The sequence below is a fragment of the Streptomyces sp. NBC_00335 genome, from assembly GCF_036127095.1.
Taxonomy (GTDB): Bacteria; Actinomycetota; Actinomycetes; order Streptomycetales; family Streptomycetaceae; genus Streptomyces.
In genome coordinates this window covers 6,455,311-6,472,801 of record NZ_CP108006.1, presented here as the reverse complement: position 1 = coordinate 6,472,801, position 17,491 = coordinate 6,455,311, and the positions used below count along the sequence as shown (strand labels likewise).

Sequence of the window (17,491 nt, the reverse complement as noted above, 5' to 3'; positions counted from 1 at the left end):
AGGGCAGCAGGGCCGGGGGGAGGTCAGAGCGTGGCGGCCGCGCTCTTGATCGCCGCCGCGAAGGTGGAGACCTCCGTGTAGACGCCGGGGTAGTCGGGGCGGGCGCAGCCCTCGCCCCAGCTGACGATGCCGACCTGGATCCAGGCGTTGGCGTTGTCCCGGCGGAACATGGGGCCGCCGGAGTCGCCCTGGCAGGTGTCGACGCCGCCCGCGTCGAAGCCGGCGCAGATCTCCTCGGCGGGTACGAGGGAGCTGCCGTACGAGGCCTTGCAGGAGGCGTCGGAGACGAAGGGGACGGTGGCCTTGCGCAGGTAGCGCTGCTGGCCTCCGCCTTCGCGGGTGGCGCCCCAGCCGGCGACGGTGAAGGTGCCGTTGTCGTAGGCCTTGGTGTCGGCGATCTTGAGGGTGGGGAGGTTGATGGGCTGCGCGAGCTTGATCAGGGCCCAGTCCTTGCCCGTGCCGTTGTAGCCGGGGGCCTGGAGGACCTTGGTGGACTTGACCTTGATGGCGCTGGAGCTGTTGAGGTCGACGACTCCGGCGGTGGCGGTGATGGAGGTGTTGTTGCCGGAGCCGCTGACACAGTGGGCGGCGGTGAGCACGATCTGCTGGGTGTAGAGGGCGCCGCCGCAGCCCATGGAGAGCCGGACCATGAAGGGGAACTCCCCCTGGGCGGCGCGGGTTCCGCCGACCACGGGGGCCGTGCCGGCGGTTGCGGTGCCGGGCTGGAGGCTGACGGCCGCGAGGGCCACCGCTCCGACGGCGAGGACGCGCTTGAGGGTGGTGACGAGGCTGGACACAGTCGACACACTGCCTTTCGTGGGGGGTTGGGCCGTGCGCGTCACCCCGGGCCGGGCGGGTTGGACCGTCCGGGTGACGGGGACATGACACACCACCCGCACGGAGGGCTTCAAGAACGCGTTTTCGGACAACTTCCGGCCGGAGGGGCCCCATGACGCACAACGGGCGGCGCAGCAGCCCGATCGAGCACGGATTTCCTCATCTGGAGACCGTCCGCGCGGCCGTCACCGCGCTGTTCCGGCGGCTGTCCGCCGACGGGATCCGCGCCTACGACACCGCCTTCGACCCTGCCGACGCGGCCTTCCCCGCCTCCGAGGACCTGCACCTCGGCGCCCACCGGGTGGCTTCCGCGATGGTCCGCGCGCTGCGGCTGCCCGACGCGCGCCTGATCGTGGGCTTCCGGCCGATGGAGGAAGCGGCGACCGTCGAACTGACCGCCGGGCCCGAGTACTTCGTCGAGGTCAACGACCGCTTCCGCGTCCACCGCCGCGATCTGGCCGCCGCCCTCGCCCACGAGGTCGCGCACGTGCTGCTGCACCGCCTGGACCTGCGCTTCCCCGCGACCGTCGACAACGAGATCCTCACCGACACCGCCGCCGCCTACCTGGGCCCCGGCTGGCTGCTGCTCGACGCCTACCGGGAGGACGAGCTCACCCACCAGAAGCTCGGCTACCTCACCCCGGAGGAGTTCGGCTACGTGCTCGCCAGACGCGGCCGCTTCCTCGGCGGCGAGGACCTCTCCGCGTGGTTCACCAGTCCGCAGGCCTACGAGGCGTACGTGCGCGGCCGCGCCCAGGCAGACCGGGACCTGCGCCGGGCCCCCCTCGCGGCCGCGCGCCGGGCGGAGCGGCTGCGGTACGCGGCGGCCCGCCGGAGCGGGGCCGCCCCGCCCGGGGCCCCGTACGGCTTCGAGGAGCACGCGGGCCGGCTGCGCGTGAGCTTCCCGTGCCCGGTGTGCGGACAGCGACTGCGACTGCCCGCGGGCCGAGGCCCCCTCCGGGCGCGCTGCGGACTGTGCCGCACGGTGCTGGACTGCGACACCTGAGCGGTCAGTCGCCGCCGCCACAGCCCCCGGAGTCGCCGCCACAGCCCGCTCCCCCGCCGCAGCCCGCGTCACCACCCCCGCTGTCACTGTTGCTCCTGCGGCTGACCGTCCCGTAACTCTGACCGTTATAGGTCGAGCGGTGGGCCACGACGTAGATCACGCTCCAGATGACGATGGTCCCGAACACGACGATCAGGGCAATGACGCCTTCGCTCATACGGGCGCTCTGCCCGGCACGCAAGGTCGGAACACCTCCCTCCGCCGGCGACGCGCACACCCCTCCGGGCCCGCTGCGGGCCGTGCCGCACGATGCCGGACCGCGACACCCGGCGCGATGCGGGACGCGTCGCGGGCGATGCGTGACGGAGGTTCACCGCGCGGCCATGAAAAGTTACTTACCGGCCAGTAGACATGACGGCGGATGATCCCCAACCTGATCACGTACATGCCAATACGTGATCGAGGAGCGTCCCCCATGCGCAGCACCCGCACCCGTACCACGGCCGCCGCGGTGGCCATTGCCGCAGCCGCCGTACTGGCCCTGGTTCCCGCCACCTCGGCCCAGGCGGCCCCCTCCGCCGTCACCGCCTCCGCCCCCGGCGGCAACGCCGTGTTCCTCGGGATCGACTACGCCGGCTGGCAGCGCGACGTGTCCACCGTCATCGACGCGGCCCGCCCCGGGATCGAGCAGCGCATCGCCGCCTCGCCGGCCGGCGAGAAGCCGGCGATCGTCCTCGACATCGACAACTCCTCGCTGGAGACGGACTTCCACTGGTTCTGGACCTCCCCGACCCCCGCGATCGCCCAGGTCCGCGACCTGACCCGGTACGCGAGCGACCGCGGGGTCGCCATCTTCTTCGTCACCGCCCGCCCGGGGATCGTCTACTCCCTCACCGAGCGCAACCTCAAGGCGGTCGGCTACCCGGTCTCGGGCCTGTACGTCCGCGATCTGCCCGCCCTGTTCGGCGAGGTCAGCGCCTACAAGACGGCCAAGCGGGCCGAGATCGAGGCGCGCGGCTACACGATCATCGCCAACATCGGCAACAACCAGAGCGACCTGGTCGGCGGCCACGCCGAGCGCACCGTCAAGCTGCCGGACTACGGCGGCAAGCTCTCCTAGTCCGAGACGGCCGAGGCGCCCTGCTCCGGCCCGGCGGCGATCGCGTTGACGGCGGCCCAGCCGAAGGCCATGGCGGGGCCGATCGTCGCGCCCGGCCCCGGGTAGGTCTCCCCCATCACCGCCGCCGAGCAGTTGCCGGAGGCGTAGAGCCCCGGGATCGGCGTGGAGTCCTCGCGGAGCACCCGGCCGTCGGTGTCGGTGACGAGGCCGCCCTTGGTGCCGATGTCCCCGGGATGGACGGGGACCGCGTAGAAGGGGCCCTTCTCGATCGGCGCCAGGTTCGGGTTGGGCAGCGTCGGGTCGCCGTAGTAGCGGTCGTAGACGCTCTCGCCCCGCCCGAAGTCCTTGTCGGTGCCCGCCTCCGCGAAGGAGTTGAAGCGGCTGATCGCGGCGGGCAGGCCGGGGGCGGCGATCTGCCGGGCCAGTTCCTCCACGGTGTCGGCCTTCTTCAGGAAGCCGCTCTCCAGCCACTTCTTGGGGAAGGGCTGGCCGGGGAAGAGTCCGGCGAAGATGTACCGGGCCTTGGAGCGGGCGTCCAGGATCAGCCAGGACGGCACCGTCCTGGCGTCGGGCCGGTCGGCGGCGTACATCCGGTCCACGAACGCGTGGTACGGCAGGGCCTCGTTGGCGTAGCGCTCCCCCGCTTCGTTGACGATGACCATGCCGGGGATGCCCCGGTCGGCGACGAGGAAGAAGGGCTTCTCCCCCGGCGGGCACACCGACGGCGCGCCCCAGACCTTGTCCAGCAGATCGGTGGCGGCCCCCAGTTCCTCACCGAGCTTCAGGGCGTCGCCGGTCTGGCCCTCCGAGGCGTGCGTCCAGACCGTGGAGGTGGGCGCGGGCAGGTGCTTCTCGCGCAGTGCCTGGTCGTGCGAGAACCCGCCCGAGGCCAGCACCACCCCGCCCCGCGCCGCTACGGTCACCTCGCGCCCGGCGCGCAGGACCCGTACGCCCGTCACCCGGCCGGCCGGGTCCGTGACCAGGCCGGTCAGGGGCGCCGACAGCCACAGTTCGCCGCCGAGCGCGTCCAGGGAGAGCCGCATCCGGGCGATGAGCGCCTCGCCGAGGGAGAGCAGCTTGCGGCCGGTGGCCAGCGCCTTGACCGCGCGCAGGCCCACCTTGACGGAGGTCTTCTTGCCCGCCCAGGTCCGGCTGACCATGTTCAGGAAGCGGAAGTCGTACGAGGTCATGGTCAGCCCGTACGTGGGCAGTCCGGCCCGGCGCATGGAGGCGCCGAGTACGCCGAGCCGCTTGAAGTCGACGATGCACGGTTCGATGGAGCGGCCCTGCGCCATGCCGCCCTGCGCCTCGGGGAAGTAGTCCGAGTAGCCGGGGGTGTACATGAAGCGGATCTCGGTGCGGTCGTGGAACTCCCTGACCATGCGCGGCCCGTGGGTGAGGTACGCGTCCTTGCGGGCGGCCGGGACCCGGTCGCCGACGGTGGCGTCGAGGTAGGCGCGGGCCTTCTCGCGGGTGTCGGCGAGGCCGGCGCGGTCGAGGTGGAAGTTGCCGGGGACCCAGATCGCGCCGCCGGACAGCGCGGTGGAACCCCCGTACACATCGGTCTTCTCCACGACGAGGACGCTCAGGCCCCGCAGGCGTGCGGTGACGGCGGCGGCGAATCCGGCGGCGCCGGAGCCGACGACCACCACGTCGTAGGCGTACTCGATGGCGTGCTCGATGGGGTGCTCGGTGAGATGTTCGGCGGTGTGCTCGGTGGTCATCCGAAGGCTCCCGTGGCGTAGTCGCTGCGGTAGTAGAGGAGGGGTGATCCGCCGTCGCGGGCGCCGAGTTCGAGGACCCGGGCGGTGACGAGGTAGTGGTCGCCCGCCTCGTGGACCTCTTCGAGGGCGCAGTCGACGGTGGCGAGGGCGCCGCTGACGCGGACGGCTCCGTGGACGGAGAGTTCCCAGTCGACGCCGGCGAACTTGTCCTCGCCGCGGCGGCCCAGCGCCTCGCACACGGCGCGCTGCTCCTCCGCGAGGATGCTGACGCCGAAGCGGCCGGCGGCCCGCACCTTGGGCCAGCTGGAGGAGCCCTTGCCCACGCAGAGCAGGACCAGCGGCGGGTCGAGGGAGAGGGAGGCGAAGGACTGGCAGGCCAGCCCGGCCGGGCGGCCGTCGTCCGCGACGGCCGCGACGACGGTGATGCCGGAGGCGAAGGCGCCGAGGACCTCGCGGAAGGCGGCGGGGTCGACGGCGGCGGGGTCCGCGGGGGTCAGCCGTTCCACTGGTGGCCCCAGAAGCTGTCCGCGGTGATCTCCTTCGCGGTCCAGGTGGCGGGGTCGACGAGCAGGCCGTCCCAGCCGCACTCGACCTGGAAGCCGCCGGGGGCCTGGGCGTAGAAGGAGACCATGTGGTCGTTGGAGTGCCGGCCGAGGGTGGAGGCGATGGGGATGCCCGCCTTGTTCATGCGGTCGAGGCAGTAGCCGACGTCGTCGAGGGTCTCCAGCTCGACCATGAAGTGGACGATGCCGGGCGGCAGCGCGCCGGGGTAGAGCCCGAGGCTGTGGTGGCGGCGGTTGGGGCTGAGGAAGTGCATCCAGTAGAAGTCCCGGCCGGGCTTGCCGGTGGGGACGGCGACCGGGGGCAGCCGCATCGAGTCGCGCAGCTGGAAGCCGAGGAGGTTCTCGTAGAAGTCCAGGGTGGCCTCGGTGTCGGCGGCGGGCAGGACGACGTGGCCGAGGCCGAGGCCGCCCTCGCGGCCACCGGTGACGAAACGGTTGCCGTACCGGGCTGCGAGCGGGGTGTGGTCCTGGGCCTGGCCCCAGTAGATCTCCAGGGGGTTGCCGCTGGGGTCCTCGCAGTGGACGAGGCCCTGGACGCGGCGGTCGGCGAGGGTCTCGGCGTCGCCCTGCTTGACGGGGTGGCCGGCGGCCTCCAGTTCGGCGGCGGCGTCTTCGAGGGCGCGGGCGTTCGCCACTTCGAATCCGGCGGCGAGCAGCCGGTCCTGGGCGCCGGCGACGAACTGGAAGCGGTGCGTGCGGTCGTCGATGCGGACGTTCAGGCGGGTGTCCGTGGTGCCTTCGGCTTCGGCCATGCCGAGGATGTCGAGGACGTAGGTGCGCCAGGCGGCGAGGTCTGCGGTCTCGATGCGGAGGTAGCCGAGTGCGCGGATGTCCATGCGGGAACTCCTCGGTGGGATGCGGGGATCGGTGCGGGAATCGCTACGGGGATCGGTGCGGGAAGCAGCGCTGGGATCAGTGGAGGAAGAAGTCCGTGGCGAGGCGGTTGAACTCGTCGGCGGCCTCGGTCTGCGCCCAGTGCCCGCAGTGCGGGAAGACGTGCAGGCGGGCGTCGGGGATGGTCTTCAGCGCGAGGAAGGCGCCGTCGACCGGGTTGACGCGGTCCTCGCGGCCCCAGGTCAGCAGGACGGGGCGGCTGATGCGGTGGGCTTCGCGCCAGAGCATCGCGGCCTCGGGCCATTTCGCGAAGGAGGCGCCCATGCGGGCGTTGCCGAGCCTGGCTTCGGGGTCGATCGCCTGGGCGTAGCGCTCCTCGACGAGGGCGTCGGTGACGATCGCCGGGTCGTGGGCGAGGGTGGTGAGGAAGGTGCGCATCTGCTCGCGGGTGGGCTCGGGGGCGAGGCTGAACTCGAAGAGCCGCTTGATGCCTTCGGTGGGGTCGGCCGAGAACAGGTTGAGCGAGATCCCGCCGGGGCCCATGAGCAGGAGCTTGCCGACGCGTTCGGGGTGGTCCAGGACGAGGCGGGTGGCGGTGCCTCCGCCGAGGGAGTTGCCGATGAGGTGCGCCCGCTCGATGCCGAGTTCATCCATGAGGGCGAGGACGGCGTTCGCGCTGAAACCGAAGTAGTCGCGGTCGGGTTCCGGCTTGTCGGAGCGGCCGTAGCAGGGCTGGTCGACGAGCAGGGTGCGGAAGTGCTCGGCGAAGTGCGGCAGGTTGCCGCCGAAGTTGGACCAGCCGGAGGCTCCGGGCCCGCCGCCGTGCAGCATGATCACGACGGGGGCGTCAGCCTCCTGGACGGGTCCCGCCACGTGGTAGTGCAGGGTCATCCCGCCGGCCTTGGCGGTGCGGGAGGTGTTCTCGTACGTGAATCCCTGCGCGCTCACAGCATGGTGTCCTGGATGTCGAGGCCGAGTGCGCCCTGCCCGAACAGGACCAGGGCCCGCTCCGGGTCGTTGGCGGCGTGGCCGCGGCCGGTGTGGACGTCGCGCCAGGCGCGCTGGACGGGGTTGGGGCCGGTGCGCATGGCGCTGCCGCCCGCGTTCTCCATGAGGAGGTCGACGGCGGCGACGCAGCGCTCGGTGGCGAGGACCTGGTCGCGGCGGGCCCGGGTGCGCAGCGGCGTGGGGAGTTCCTCGCCGCGTTCGGCGAGGGCGTAGAGCTCGGAGACGTTGCGCTGGAGCTGGAGCCAGGAGGCGTCGATGTCGCTGGCGGCGCGGGCGATGCGGACCTGTGCGAAGGGGTCTTCGGCGACCTGCTGGCCGTAGGAGATGCGGAAGCGTTCGCGGGTCGCGGTGACGTAGTCCTCGTAGGCGCCTTCGGCGATGCCGACGATGGGGGTGGAGATGGTGGTGGTGAAGACGGAGGCGTAGGGGAGCCGGTAGAGCGGCTCGGGGTTGAGGCGGTGGCCGGGTACCTGGAGGGCGGTGACGGGGCCGAAGCTCAGCGCGCGGTGTTCGGGGACGAACACCTCCTCCACGACGATGTCGTTGGAGCCGGAGCCGCGCAGGCCGACGGTGTCCCAGACCTCGTCGATGCGGTACTGGGAGCGCGGGATCAGGAAGGTCCGCATGTCGACGGGGCGGCCTTCGGCGTCGGTGACGAGTCCGCCGAGCAGGGCCCAGTCGGCGTGGTCGCAGCCGGAGGAGAAGTGCCAGCGGCCGGTGAGGGTGAAGCCTCCGTCGACGGGGGTGACCTTGCCGGTGGGGGCGTAGGAGGAGCAGATCCGCGTGTCGCGGTCCTGGCCCCAGACCTCTTCCTGGGCGCGGGGGTCGTAGAGGGCGACGTGCCAGGGGTGGACGCCGACGACGGAGGCGACCCAGCCGGTGGAGCCGCAGGCCTTGGCTATGTCCTTGACGGCGGCGTAGAAGAGGGCGGGGTCGGCGGCGTACCCGCCGTGGGCCTTCGGCTGGAGCAGCCGGAAGAAGCCGGTGGCGGCGAGTTCCTTGATGCTCGCCTCGGGGACCTTGCGCAGGGTTTCGGCCTCTGCGCTGCGCTCGCGGAGGGCGGGGGCGAGGGCGCGGACCGCTGCGAGGACCTCTTCGTCACTCATGGTGTCCCCTTCTCAGATCAAGGATCTTCGGGTGTTCGGGATCGATGGCGAGGAACGTACGCCGGGCCGTGCCGGGCGCGGAACGAGCTGTTCCCGCTGAGCGGGAAGCTCCTCGGAACTTCTCCGAACTCACTGAAACGACTACTTGAAGTATTACTGAATGAAATAGACCTCTCCGGGTGCTTCCCTCCGGCCGGGGGCGCGTGGCAGGGTCGCCCCAACGCCTCACGCAGGGGGTTTTCTCGTGCTCGACCAGGTCATGGAGCAGGTCATGGAGCAGGTCGCGGAGACCGAGCTCGCACCGCTTTCGCTGCTGGAGAAGGCCGCGAAGGTGCTGGGCGCCTTCGAGGGTCCACAGCCGCGGCTGTCGCTCACCGAGGTCGTGCGCCGCTCCGGAATCCCACGTTCTTCCGCCCACCGGATCCTCGACCAGCTGGTGCAGTTGCGCTGGCTGGACCGTGAGGGCCGGGACTACCGCATGGGCATGCGCATGCTGGAGCTGGGCGCGCTCGCCTCCCACCACAACCGGCTGCGCCGGGCCGCGCTGCCGCTGCTGCACGCGCTGCACGAGCAGACGGGCCGGGTGGTGCACCTGTCGGTGCTCGACGGGGCCGAGGTGGTGTGTCTGGAGCGGATCGGCGGTTCGGAGGCCACCACGGTGCCCTCGCGGGTCGGCGGCCGGATGCCCGCGTACTGCACGGCCGCCGGCAAGGCGATCCTCGCGTTCAGCGAGCCCGCCGCGGTGGAACACGTCCTCGCGCAGGGGCTGCGCCCGCGCACCGCGCGCACCCTGATCCGGCCGCTCGCGCTGCGTTCGGAGCTGGCGGCGGTCCGCGAGCGCGGGGTGGCGTACGACCGGGAGGAGAGCTTCCGGGGCATTTCCTGCGTGGCCGCGCCGCTGCGGGGCGCCGGGCGGGCCGTGGCCGCGGTGTCGGTGTCCTCCTGCCGGGGCGACCGGGAGACGGCCCGTCTCGCGCCGGCGGTACTGGCCTGCGCGCGGTCGGTGTGGCGGGAGCTGTACGGGCCGGGCCGGCCGGGGCGGGCCGCGGCGGCGCCGGCGCGGGACCTGGAGCCGGCGGTCTCGGCGCAGGCGATGGACAACATGATGGGGTGGCTGCGGTTCAGCGAGTGGATGTAGTGGGTAGTGGTACCCCAACGCACGAGTGAACGATTACGGGCCCGACCCCTCGCCAGGGGGCCGGGCCCGTAATCGTTCGTCGGGGCCGTCGGCGGAATCGTCCAGCGGCGGTGCCGTTCGGCGGAGCCGTTCAGCGGAGCCGTTCAGCCGTCGTAGCTGATGCGGACGCGGTCGCCGAGCGGCAGGGCCTGGCAGGCCAGGACGTAGCCTTCGGCCAGGTCCTCGGGGGCCAGGACCTCGTTGCGGACCATCTTGACCTCGCCCTCCAGCACCCGGCAGCAGCAGGCACTGCAGGCGCCTTCGCGGCAGGAGTACGGGGCGCGGACGCCTGCGGCGAGCAGGACGTCGAGCAGCGGGGTCCCGGCGGGCCACTCCACGGTGTGCACGGCCCCCTCGAACTCCACCTCGGCGGTGGCGCCGCCCGTGGAGGCGGTGTCCTGCGCGCCCGCCGGGGCGAAGACGTCCCCGCTCAGGGAGAAGTACCGCTCCCGGTGGATCGTCCGGCCCCGGCCGCCCGAGGCCCGCAGCGCCGTCTCCGCCGCGTCCATCAGCGGAGCGGGCCCGCACAGGTAGGCCTCGCGGCTCGCGTACGGGGCCAGGAGCGGGCCCAGCTGCGGGGCGGTCGGCAGTCCTTGGAGGGTCTCCAGCCAGTGCACGACGGTGAGCCGCCCGGGGTGCTCCTCGGCGAGCCCCCACAGCTCGTCGCGGAAGATCACCGAGCCGGGGTCGCGGTTGGCGTACACCAGCGCGACGTGGCCCCGGCCGGCCACGAGCGCCGACTTCGCGATCGACAGCACCGGGGTGATCCCGCTGCCGCCCGCCACGAGCAGCAGGTCCCGGTCCAGGTCGGGCGGGGTGAAGGTGCCGGCGGGGGGCAGGATCTCCAGCGCGTCGCCGATGCCCACGTCCTGGCACAGCCAGCCGGATCCGAGGCCGCCGGGGACCCTTTTCACGGTGATGCGCAGCGGGTCCCCGGCGTACGGGGAGCCGGCCAGCGAGTAGCAGCGTGCCTCGCCGCCCGCCCCACTCGACGAGGGCACCCGGACGGTGAGGAACTGTCCGGGGCGGTACGGGAGTTCCGCGTCGAGTACGAGGGAGACCGCCTCGGGGGTCTCCTGGATCCGGTCCGTGACGCGGACCAGCAGCCTGCTGGTGGCTCCGCCCCGGGCGACGGCCGGGGCCGGGCCGGGCACTCCCGCGGCGCGGTCCTTCGTACGACCATCGGTGTCAGACATCGGCCGGCACCTCCAGGCGGCCCGCCAGGACGGCGGCCTCGATGCCCGCGCGCAGGACCTCGCAGGAGCGGACGCGGCCGCTGGGGCGGCCCGCACCGGCTGCGGCGGCGATGCGCGGGCAGACCGCGGCGGCCTCGTCGGTCCACTGGACCTGGGTGTGGGCGGGGCTGAACTTCTCGCACAGCACCTGCGTGCCGCACTCCCCGCACACCACGGGGGTCATCACGGGGTCCCGGCCGCGCGGCGGGCGAGGTTCTCGGCGACCTCGGCCTTCCAGGCGGCGGTGGCGCGGGCGGTGTCGATCTCGAACTCGAAGCGGTGGACCATCTCGTCCTTGACGTCGGCGGCGTCCACGTAGAACTGCTCGTACCAGCGGCGGAGCTGGTAGACGGGGCCGTCCTCCTCGGTGAGGAGGGGGTTGTCGATGCGGGTCTTGTTCTTCCAGATCTCGACGTCCTGCTCGAAGCCGACGGCGAGGCCCTCGGAGGTGAGGCGGGCGGCTTCGGCGGCCTGCTCGTCGCTCATGCCGGGGAGCTTCTTGACGATGGTGCCGTACATGAGCATGAAGCTGTTCTCGTCGATCGGGTAATGGCAGTTGATGAGGACCGATTCGAGTTCGACGCCGCCGCCGATGTCGCTCCACAGCTTGTCGATCATGTAGGAGGGGCCGTAGTACGAGGCGTCCGAGCGCAGGCCGCCGCCGGTGGAGAGGGTGCCGAGGTCCACGTCTCCGCGCGGGGTGGACTCCATGTACTGGGTGGCGACGTGGCCGTCGAAGACGTTCTTGAAGTAGTGCGGGAAGGCGTAGTGCACGTAGTAGAAGTGCGCCATGTCGACGACGTTGTCGACGATCTCCCGGCAGTTGGAGTTCTCGACTCGCAGGAAGTTCCAGCTCCAGTCGCTCCACTCCGGGTCGCCGAAGCCCTCGATGACGGGGATCGTGACCTCGGGCGGCGGCGGGTTGCCCTCCGGGTCGTGCCAGACGTAGAGCTGGCCGTTCTGCTCCAGGGTGGTCCAGGCGCGGGTCCTGGCGCGGGGCGGGACGCGGCGGGCGTAGGGGATGGCGGCGCAGCGGCCGTCCCCGGACCAGCGCCAGTCGTGGAAGGGGCAGGCGACGGTGTCGCCCTTGACGGTGCCGTGGGCGAGGTTGCCGCCCATGTGGGGGCAGTAGGCGTTCAGGACGCTCAGCTCGCCGGAGTCGGCCCCCTGGAAGACGACGAGCTTGGTCCCGAAGGCCTGGATCTCGTGCGGGGTTCCGTCCTTGAAGGAGGCCGCGAGTCCCAGGCAGTGCCAGCCGCGGGCGAACCTCGCGGGCACGGCGGCGGCTTCGATGACGCGGGGCTCTTCTTCGATTGCGGTCACGGGGTGGCCCTCCACTTCGTTGTGGGTGTGCTGCGCGGGGATGGGGGGTGACTAGCGGGCTTCGGCGGCGAGTTCGAGCGCGATGTCGATGAGCTGGTCCTCCTGGCCGCCGACGAGGCGGCGTTCGCCCGCGCGCAGGAGGATCTGCGCGCCGGAGACCCCGTAGCGCTCGGCCTGCCGGTAGGCGTGCTTGAGGAAGCTGGAGTAGACGCCGGCGTGGCCCATGAGCAGGGCCATGCGGTCGAGGGTGCACTCGTCGTCCATGACGGGGCGGACCACGTCCTCGGCCGCGTCGATGATCTTCAGGACGTCGATGCCGGTGCGGATGCCCATCTTGCGGCAGACGGCGGCGAAGGCCTCGACGGGCGTGTTCCCGGCTCCCGCGCCGAGGCGCCGAGTGGAGCCGTCGATCTGCAGCGCGCCGGCGCGGACGGCGGCGACCGAATTGCCCACGCCCAGGCCGAGGTTCTCGTGACCGTGGAAGCCGACCTGGGCGTCGGGGCCGAGCTCGGCGACGAGCGCCGCGACCCGGGCGGTGACCTCGTCCATGACCATGGCGCCGGCCGAGTCGACCACGTACACGCACTGGCAGCCGGCGTCGGCCATGATCCGGGCCTGGCGGGCCAGGTTCTCGGGGGTGGTGGAGTGGGCCATCATCAGGAAGCCGACGGTCTCCAGGCCCATCTCACGGGCGAGCCCGAAGTGCTGGACGGAGATGTCGGCCTCGGTGCAGTGGGTGGCGATCCGGCAGATCTGTCCGCCGTTGGCGTGGGCGGCGCGGATGTCGTCCTTCACGCCGAGGCCCGGAAGCATCAGGAAGGCGATCTTCGCCTGGCGCGCCGTCTCGGCGGCGATCTTGATGAGCTCCTGCTCGGGGGTCTTGGAGAAGCCGTAGTTGAAGGAGGACCCGCCGAGTCCGTCGCCGTGCGTGACCTCGATGACGGGGACGCCCGCGCCGTCGAGGGCGGAGACGATCGACCGTACGTCCTCGCCCGTGAACTGGTGGCGCTTGGCGTGCGAGCCGTCGCGCAGGGAGGAGTCGGTGATCCGGATGTCGAGGGTGTCGGAGTAGCTCGGGCGGTCCGTCATGCCTGCAGTCCCTTCGCGAACTCCTCGCCGACCTTGGTGGCGGCGGCGGTCATGATGTCGAGGTTTCCGGCGTAGGGCGGCAGGTAGTCCCCGGCGCCCTCCACCTCCAGGAAGATCGCGACCCGGGCCATGCCGCCGTTGAGCGGGGAGGGGTCGTCGAACTGCGGCTCGGTGCGCAGCCGGTAGCCGGGTACGTACGAGGCCACGTCCGCGGCGACCTGTTTGACGGAGGCCGCGATGGCCTCGCGGTCGGCGTCGGCGGGGATCGCGCAGAAGACGGTGTCGCGCATGATGACCGGTGGATCGGCGGGGTTGAGGATGATGATGGCCTTGCCGCGGGCGGCGCCGCCGATCTCCTCGATGCCCCGGGAGGTGGTACGGGTGAACTCGTCGATGTTGGCGCGGGTGCCCGGGCCGGCCGAGACGGAGGCCACCGAGGCGACGATCTCCGCGTAGGCGACGGGGACCACGCGGGAGACGGCGTACACCATGGGGATGGTGGCCTGGCCACCGCAGGTGATCATGTTGACGTTGGCCCGGTCGAGGTGGGCGGTCAGGTTCGCGGGCGGGACGACCGCGGGACCGACGGCGGCGGGGGTCAGGTCGACGGCCTTGATGCCGAGTTCGGCGTAGCGCGGGGCGTTGGAGCGGTGCACGTAGGCGGAGGTGGCCTCGAAGACCAGGTCCGGCAGTTCGTCCTGGGCCAGCAGCCAGTCCACGCCCGCGTGGGAGGCTTCGAGTCCGGCGCGGCGGGCGCGGGCCAGGCCCTCGCTGTCGGGGTCCACGCCGATCATCCAGCGGGGTTCTATGTGCGGGGAGCGCAGGAGCTTGTAGAGCAGGTCGGTCCCGATGTTCCCGGAGCCGACGATGGCGGCGGTCGCTTTCGGCGTGTTCGTCATGGCACCTCAGATGGATCAGATGAAGGAGAGGGACACCGGGCCGAGCCCGGTGAAGTCGGCGGTGTACGTCCGCCCGGCGGCCACGTCCACGGCGCGGGTGCAGGACCCGGGCAGGATCAGGTGGCCCTTGCGGAGCTGGACCCCGAAGCGGGCGACGGTGCGGGCCAGCCAGGCGACGGAGGCGGCCGGATCGCCGAGCACGGCGTCGCTGCGGCCGCTCGCCAGGGTGTCGGATCCGCTGGTCAAGGTGGCGTCGACGGCCTTGAGGTCCAGCGCGCGGGGGTCGCGTCCCTCACCGATGACGTATCCGGCGGAGGAGGCGTTGTCGGCGATGGTGTCGGCGATGGTGATCCGCCAGTCGGCGATCCGGCTGTCGATGAGCTCCAGGGCCGGGACGACCCGCTCGGTGGCGGCCAGCACGTCGGCGACGGTGCAGCCCTCGCCGGGGAGGTCCTCGCCGAGCACGAAGCCGACCTCGACCTCGACGCGCGGCGCGCAGTACGCGGCGGCGGGGACCGGGGTGTCCTCGTACAGCTCCATGGAGTGCAGCAGGTGCCCGTAGTCGGGTTCGTCGACGCCCATCATGGCCTGCATGACGGGGGACGACAGTCCGACCTTGTGCCCGGTGACGCGGTCGCCGGCCGCGAGGCGGTGGCGGATGTTGAGGAGCTGGATCTCGTAGGCGTCCTCGGTGTCGATGCCGGGGAAGCGGGCGCCGAGCGGTGCGACGGGCGTCCGCCCGTGCTCGGCGGATCGCAGCTGCTGCGCGACCTGAAGCCGGTGGCGGTCCGAGAGCATGTGCGGGTCCTTGCGTGCGGTGGAGGCGGGTTCGGTGCGGCGAGGCTAGACGGCCCGCGTCCGGCGCCGGGAGGGCGTTTTCCCGGCCACCGGGAAAGGCCCGTCCGGACGGAAATCCGTGGGGCGCGGGCAACCCCGCAGGCTCTTCCGGGGTCTTGCCTACGGCTCGCGCACGCACCACCGCACCGCGCGCGAGCCGCCGGTGCCGCCGGAGCGTCCGGATCGGCACCGTGGCCACCACCAGCAGAGAGAGACCGATGAACCTTCGCCGCACCCTGGCGACCCTGGCCGCGACGACCGTCGTGGCGCCTGCCGTACTCCTGACCGCGACACCCGCCAACGCTGCCGTCGCTGCTGCCACCGTTGCCGCTCGGACGGCCGTGACGGCGCCCGTGCCGGCGCCCGCGGCCTCCGACCCGTTCGCGTCCTGCACGTCCTGGACCCAAGCCGACCGGATCACCACCGAGCTGCTGGGCTTCCCCACCCGGCTCGTCGCGGGAACCTGGTCCACCTTCACGTTCCGCACGGTGAACGTCTCCACGAGCCCGCTGAAGGCCGTCGGGGCGAACGTCGACGTCTCGGCGTGGGGAGCCGGCGTCCCCTCCGCGCGCCTCGGGCTCACCGTCCAGTGGTACGACCGGGCGGCGAAGAAGTGGCGGCCGACGCCCACGCGCGTGTCCGACTTCGCCACCGTCTCCGGGGTCCTGAAGCCCGGCGCCCGCTCCGACGTCCGCATGCGCGTCATGGCCGACCGCCGGTCGAAGGCCGGCGACGGCTTCGCCTTCGAGTTCGCCCGGTACGCCGGCGCGGACGGCGTCTGCGGTCACGCGGGGACGATCCACGAGTACGACTTCGTAGTGGAACCGGCCGCCCCCGCCCCGAAGCCGACCCCCACACCGACGCCGACGCCGTCGCCGAAGCCCGCCACCCGCTGACGCAGCGGCCCCGCCCTGCTCCGCGCCGACCCGCCCCGCAGCCTCGGTCGGCGCGGAGCGGGCCGGACCGCGATTCCCACCCGGGGTCCACAGGCCCGATCGGCGGGCCGGGGCCCGCAGCCAGCGCCCTCCCCGGCCTCGGCAGCCCCGGTCTCAGCGCGCCCCGTACACCGGCTGCGGCCGCTCCGACTCCGCCAGGAGCTTCGTCGTCGCCTCGCCCGCCTCCGACGGAGTCCACCGCGCTCCGCAGTCGGCCGTGGGCCCCGGCCGCCAGCCCTCCATGACCGTGATGCGGCCGCCCTCCGCCTCGAAGACGCGGCCCGTGACCCCGGCGGAGGCGTCGGAGCCGAGCCACACCACCAGCGGGGACACGTTCTCCGCGGCCATCGCGTCGAAGGCCCCGGCTTCCGGGGCGGCCATGGTGTCCGCGAAGGTCTGCTCGGTCATCCGGGTCCGCGCCGCGGGGGCGATCGCGTTGACCTGGACCCCGTAGCGGCCCATCTCCGCCGCCGACACCAGGGTCAGCCCGAGGATCCCGGCCTTGGCCGCGCTGTAGTTGCCCTGGCCCACGGACCCGAGCAGCCCCGCCCCGGAGGAGGTGTTGACGACCCGCGCGGCGACCTGCCGGCCCTCCTTCGCCTCGGCCCGCCAGTACGCCGCCGCGTGCTTCAGCGGCAGGAAGTGCCCCTTCAGGTGGACCCGCATCACGGCGTCCCAGTCGTCCTCGTCGAGGTTAACGAGCATCCGGTCGCGCAGGAACCCCGCGTTGTTGACGAGGGTGTCCAGCCGCCCGAAAGTCGAGACGGCCGTCTCGACCAGTGAGGCCGCGCCTTGTGCCGTCGCGATGTCGCCGCCGTGCGCCACCGCCTCCCCGCCCATGGCCCGGATCTCGGCGACGACCTGAGCCGCCGGGCTCTCCGGCCCGGGCAGCCCGTCCAGGCCGACGCCGAGGTCGTTGACCACGACCCGCGCCCCTTCCTCGGCGAAGGCCAGCGCGTGGGCCCGGCCCAGCCCCCGCCCGGCGCCCGTCACGATGACCACACGGCCTTCGGCAAGTCCCATGTCAGCTCTCCTTGTTCGCAGTTGCCGCATCCAAAAACGCCGGCCGCTCGCCGCCCCCGTGGACGAGCAGGCTCGCCCCGCTCACGTACCCGGCCCGGTCGGAGGCCAGGAAGACGGCCGCCTCGCCCACGTCCGAGGGCTCCGCCAGCCGCCCCAGCGGTACGGTCGCGCCGACCGCCGCGATCCCGCTCTCGTCGCCGTAGTGCAGGTGCGAGAGCTCGGTCCGCACCATGCCCAGGACCAGCGAGTTGACCCGTACCTCGGGGGCCCACTCCACGGCCATGGAGCGGGCCAGGTTCTCCAGGCCCGCCTTCGCCGCCCCGTAGGCCGCGGTGCCCGGCGAGGGCCGGGTCCCGCTGACGCTGCCGATCATGACGATCGAGCCCCGGGTCTCCCGGAGCCAGGGGTACGCGGCGACCGAGGCGGTCATCGGGGCGATGAGGTTGAGCTCGACGACCCGTGCGTGGCGCTCCGCCTCGCCCTCCCCCAGCAGCCGGTACGGGGTTCCGCCGGCGTTGTTGACCAGGCAGTCGAGCCGCCCGTGGCGCCTGGCGACCGCGCCGAAGAAGTCCTGCACGGCGGCCGGATTGCGCAGGTCGACGGCGGTGAACGACGCCGTACGGCCCTCGACCGCGACCGGTTCCTCCGGTGGCCGGCGCGCGCAGACGACGACTTCGGCCCCCGCCGCGAGGAACGACCGCGCGATCCCGGCGCCGACGCCCCGGGTTCCGCCGGTGACGACGACAACCCTCCCGTTGAGCTCCATCGGCTGCTA

General features: G+C 72.5%; 19 protein-coding genes. 4 read left to right on the top strand and 15 right to left on the bottom strand.

What is annotated here, in order from left to right:
- Positions 1 to 23 precede the first annotated feature (23 nt).
- Positions 24 to 806, bottom strand: coding sequence for a serine protease (locus OHA37_RS29395; protein WP_443046229.1), 783 nt, complete (start codon positions 804 to 806; stop codon positions 24 to 26).
- A 143-nt stretch (positions 807 to 949) separates the two neighbouring features.
- On the opposite strand from OHA37_RS29395, the gene OHA37_RS29390 reads away from it, so the two are divergent.
- Positions 950 to 1,843 (top strand): hypothetical protein, encoded by an 894-nt coding sequence (locus tag OHA37_RS29390; protein ID WP_266909571.1) that lies wholly within the window; start codon positions 950 to 952, stop codon positions 1,841 to 1,843.
- A 4-nt stretch (positions 1,844 to 1,847) separates the two neighbouring features.
- Here the strand turns inward: OHA37_RS29390 and OHA37_RS29385 are convergent, their stop codons facing one another.
- Positions 1,848 to 2,060, bottom strand: a complete 213-nt coding sequence (locus tag OHA37_RS29385; protein ID WP_266909570.1) for a hypothetical protein — start codon at positions 2,058 to 2,060, stop codon at positions 1,848 to 1,850.
- 258 nt (positions 2,061 to 2,318) lie between these two features.
- Here OHA37_RS29385 and OHA37_RS29380 point away from each other — a divergent pair, with 258 nt between their 5' ends.
- Complete coding sequence (locus OHA37_RS29380; RefSeq protein ID WP_266909569.1) at positions 2,319 to 2,963, top strand: HAD family acid phosphatase; 645 nt, start codon at positions 2,319 to 2,321, stop codon at positions 2,961 to 2,963.
- Here OHA37_RS29380 and OHA37_RS29375 read toward each other — a convergent pair.
- From OHA37_RS29375 to hsaA, 5 genes are all read right to left on the bottom strand, one after another.
- Positions 2,960 to 4,687, bottom strand: a complete 1,728-nt coding sequence (locus OHA37_RS29375; RefSeq protein ID WP_266909568.1) for an FAD-dependent oxidoreductase — start codon at positions 4,685 to 4,687, stop codon at positions 2,960 to 2,962. The two genes, OHA37_RS29380 and OHA37_RS29375, sit on opposite strands and share 4 nt — an antisense overlap.
- The gene (locus OHA37_RS29370; RefSeq protein ID WP_266909567.1) at positions 4,684 to 5,193 is read right to left on the bottom strand and encodes a flavin reductase family protein; all 510 of its coding nucleotides are present in this window, start codon (positions 5,191 to 5,193) and stop codon (positions 4,684 to 4,686) included. The genes OHA37_RS29375 and OHA37_RS29370 overlap by 4 nt, the downstream gene beginning before the upstream one ends.
- Complete coding sequence (locus tag OHA37_RS29365) at positions 5,181 to 6,086, bottom strand: VOC family protein (protein ID WP_266909566.1); 906 nt, start codon at positions 6,084 to 6,086, stop codon at positions 5,181 to 5,183. The genes OHA37_RS29370 and OHA37_RS29365 overlap by 13 nt, the downstream gene beginning before the upstream one ends.
- Positions 6,087 to 6,162: 76 nt before the next feature.
- The gene (gene hsaD / locus OHA37_RS29360; protein ID WP_266909565.1) at positions 6,163 to 7,032 is read right to left on the bottom strand and encodes a 4,5:9,10-diseco-3-hydroxy-5,9,17-trioxoandrosta-1(10),2-diene-4-oate hydrolase; all 870 of its coding nucleotides are present in this window, start codon (positions 7,030 to 7,032) and stop codon (positions 6,163 to 6,165) included.
- Positions 7,029 to 8,198 (bottom strand): 3-hydroxy-9,10-secoandrosta-1,3,5(10)-triene-9,17-dione monooxygenase oxygenase subunit, encoded by a 1,170-nt coding sequence (hsaA, locus tag OHA37_RS29355; RefSeq protein ID WP_266909564.1) that lies wholly within the window; start codon positions 8,196 to 8,198, stop codon positions 7,029 to 7,031. Before hsaA ends, hsaD begins: the two co-directional genes overlap by 4 nt.
- A gap of 244 nt (positions 8,199 to 8,442) precedes the next feature.
- On the opposite strand from hsaA, the gene OHA37_RS29350 reads away from it, so the two are divergent.
- On the top strand, positions 8,443 to 9,336 hold the full coding sequence (locus tag OHA37_RS29350) for an IclR family transcriptional regulator (RefSeq protein WP_266909563.1): 894 nt from the start codon (positions 8,443 to 8,445) through the stop codon (positions 9,334 to 9,336).
- A gap of 143 nt (positions 9,337 to 9,479) precedes the next feature.
- On the opposite strand, the gene OHA37_RS29345 is transcribed toward OHA37_RS29350, so the two are convergent.
- From OHA37_RS29345 to OHA37_RS29320, 6 genes are read right to left on the bottom strand one after another with little or no spacing between them, the layout of a single operon-like run.
- Positions 9,480 to 10,571, bottom strand: coding sequence for a ferredoxin--NADP reductase (locus OHA37_RS29345; protein ID WP_266909562.1), 1,092 nt, complete (start codon positions 10,569 to 10,571; stop codon positions 9,480 to 9,482).
- Positions 10,564 to 10,794 carry a hypothetical protein gene (locus tag OHA37_RS29340; protein ID WP_266909561.1) on the bottom strand — a complete coding sequence of 77 codons (231 nt, stop codon included), beginning with the start codon at positions 10,792 to 10,794 and terminating at the stop codon, positions 10,564 to 10,566. The genes OHA37_RS29345 and OHA37_RS29340 overlap by 8 nt, the downstream gene beginning before the upstream one ends.
- The gene (locus OHA37_RS29335; RefSeq protein ID WP_266909560.1) at positions 10,794 to 11,933 is read right to left on the bottom strand and encodes a Rieske 2Fe-2S domain-containing protein; all 1,140 of its coding nucleotides are present in this window, start codon (positions 11,931 to 11,933) and stop codon (positions 10,794 to 10,796) included. The genes OHA37_RS29340 and OHA37_RS29335 overlap by 1 nt, the downstream gene beginning before the upstream one ends.
- A gap of 51 nt (positions 11,934 to 11,984) precedes the next feature.
- Complete coding sequence (dmpG, locus tag OHA37_RS29330) at positions 11,985 to 13,022, bottom strand: 4-hydroxy-2-oxovalerate aldolase (RefSeq protein WP_266909559.1); 1,038 nt, start codon at positions 13,020 to 13,022, stop codon at positions 11,985 to 11,987.
- Entirely contained in the window at positions 13,019 to 13,921 is a 903-nt protein-coding gene (locus OHA37_RS29325) for an acetaldehyde dehydrogenase (acetylating) (protein ID WP_266909558.1), read from the bottom strand. Before OHA37_RS29325 ends, dmpG begins: the two co-directional genes overlap by 4 nt.
- 15 nt (positions 13,922 to 13,936) lie before the next feature.
- Entirely contained in the window at positions 13,937 to 14,719 is a 783-nt protein-coding gene (locus tag OHA37_RS29320) for a 2-keto-4-pentenoate hydratase (RefSeq protein ID WP_266909557.1), read from the bottom strand.
- A gap of 257 nt (positions 14,720 to 14,976) precedes the next feature.
- Between OHA37_RS29320 and OHA37_RS29315 the strand changes: the two genes are divergently transcribed.
- The gene (locus OHA37_RS29315) at positions 14,977 to 15,654 is read left to right on the top strand and encodes a hypothetical protein (protein ID WP_266909556.1); all 678 of its coding nucleotides are present in this window, start codon (positions 14,977 to 14,979) and stop codon (positions 15,652 to 15,654) included.
- 153 nt (positions 15,655 to 15,807) lie between these two features.
- Here OHA37_RS29315 and OHA37_RS29310 read toward each other — a convergent pair whose 3' ends face one another.
- Both OHA37_RS29310 and OHA37_RS29305 read right to left on the bottom strand, forming a co-directional pair.
- Positions 15,808 to 16,716: an SDR family oxidoreductase gene (locus OHA37_RS29310; protein WP_266909555.1), complete on the bottom strand. Its 909-nt coding sequence runs from the start codon at positions 16,714 to 16,716 to the stop codon at positions 15,808 to 15,810.
- Between the two features lies 1 nt (position 16,717).
- Positions 16,718 to 17,482 carry an SDR family oxidoreductase gene (locus OHA37_RS29305; protein WP_266909554.1) on the bottom strand — a complete coding sequence of 255 codons (765 nt, stop codon included), beginning with the start codon at positions 17,480 to 17,482 and terminating at the stop codon, positions 16,718 to 16,720.
- Positions 17,483 to 17,491: the final 9 nt, after the last annotated feature.

What these genes read in the sequence shown, in the direction of transcription:
- OHA37_RS29315 (WP_266909556.1), top strand. Translation starts at nt 14,977, where the DNA reads ATGAACCTTCGCCGCACCCTGGCGACCCTGGCCGCGACGACCGTCGTG.
- dmpG (WP_266909559.1), bottom strand. Translation starts at nt 13,022, where the DNA reads ATGACGGACCGCCCGAGCTACTCCGACACCCTCGACATCCGGATCACC.
- OHA37_RS29385 (WP_266909570.1), bottom strand. Translation starts at nt 2,060, where the DNA reads ATGAGCGAAGGCGTCATTGCCCTGATCGTCGTGTTCGGGACCATCGTC.
- OHA37_RS29340 (WP_266909561.1), bottom strand. Translation starts at nt 10,794, where the DNA reads ATGACCCCCGTGGTGTGCGGGGAGTGCGGCACGCAGGTGCTGTGCGAG.
- OHA37_RS29310 (WP_266909555.1), bottom strand. Translation starts at nt 16,716, where the DNA reads ATGGGACTTGCCGAAGGCCGTGTGGTCATCGTGACGGGCGCCGGGCGG.
- OHA37_RS29390 (WP_266909571.1), top strand. Translation starts at nt 950, where the DNA reads ATGACGCACAACGGGCGGCGCAGCAGCCCGATCGAGCACGGATTTCCT.
- OHA37_RS29305 (WP_266909554.1), bottom strand. Translation starts at nt 17,482, where the DNA reads ATGGAGCTCAACGGGAGGGTTGTCGTCGTCACCGGCGGAACCCGGGGC.
- OHA37_RS29320 (WP_266909557.1), bottom strand. Translation starts at nt 14,719, where the DNA reads ATGCTCTCGGACCGCCACCGGCTTCAGGTCGCGCAGCAGCTGCGATCC.
- hsaA (WP_266909564.1), bottom strand. Translation starts at nt 8,198, where the DNA reads ATGAGTGACGAAGAGGTCCTCGCAGCGGTCCGCGCCCTCGCCCCCGCC.
- OHA37_RS29380 (WP_266909569.1), top strand. Translation starts at nt 2,319, where the DNA reads ATGCGCAGCACCCGCACCCGTACCACGGCCGCCGCGGTGGCCATTGCC.
- OHA37_RS29345 (WP_266909562.1), bottom strand. Translation starts at nt 10,571, where the DNA reads ATGTCTGACACCGATGGTCGTACGAAGGACCGCGCCGCGGGAGTGCCC.
- OHA37_RS29375 (WP_266909568.1), bottom strand. Translation starts at nt 4,687, where the DNA reads ATGACCACCGAGCACACCGCCGAACATCTCACCGAGCACCCCATCGAG.
- OHA37_RS29325 (WP_266909558.1), bottom strand. Translation starts at nt 13,921, where the DNA reads ATGACGAACACGCCGAAAGCGACCGCCGCCATCGTCGGCTCCGGGAAC.
- OHA37_RS29365 (WP_266909566.1), bottom strand. Translation starts at nt 6,086, where the DNA reads ATGGACATCCGCGCACTCGGCTACCTCCGCATCGAGACCGCAGACCTC.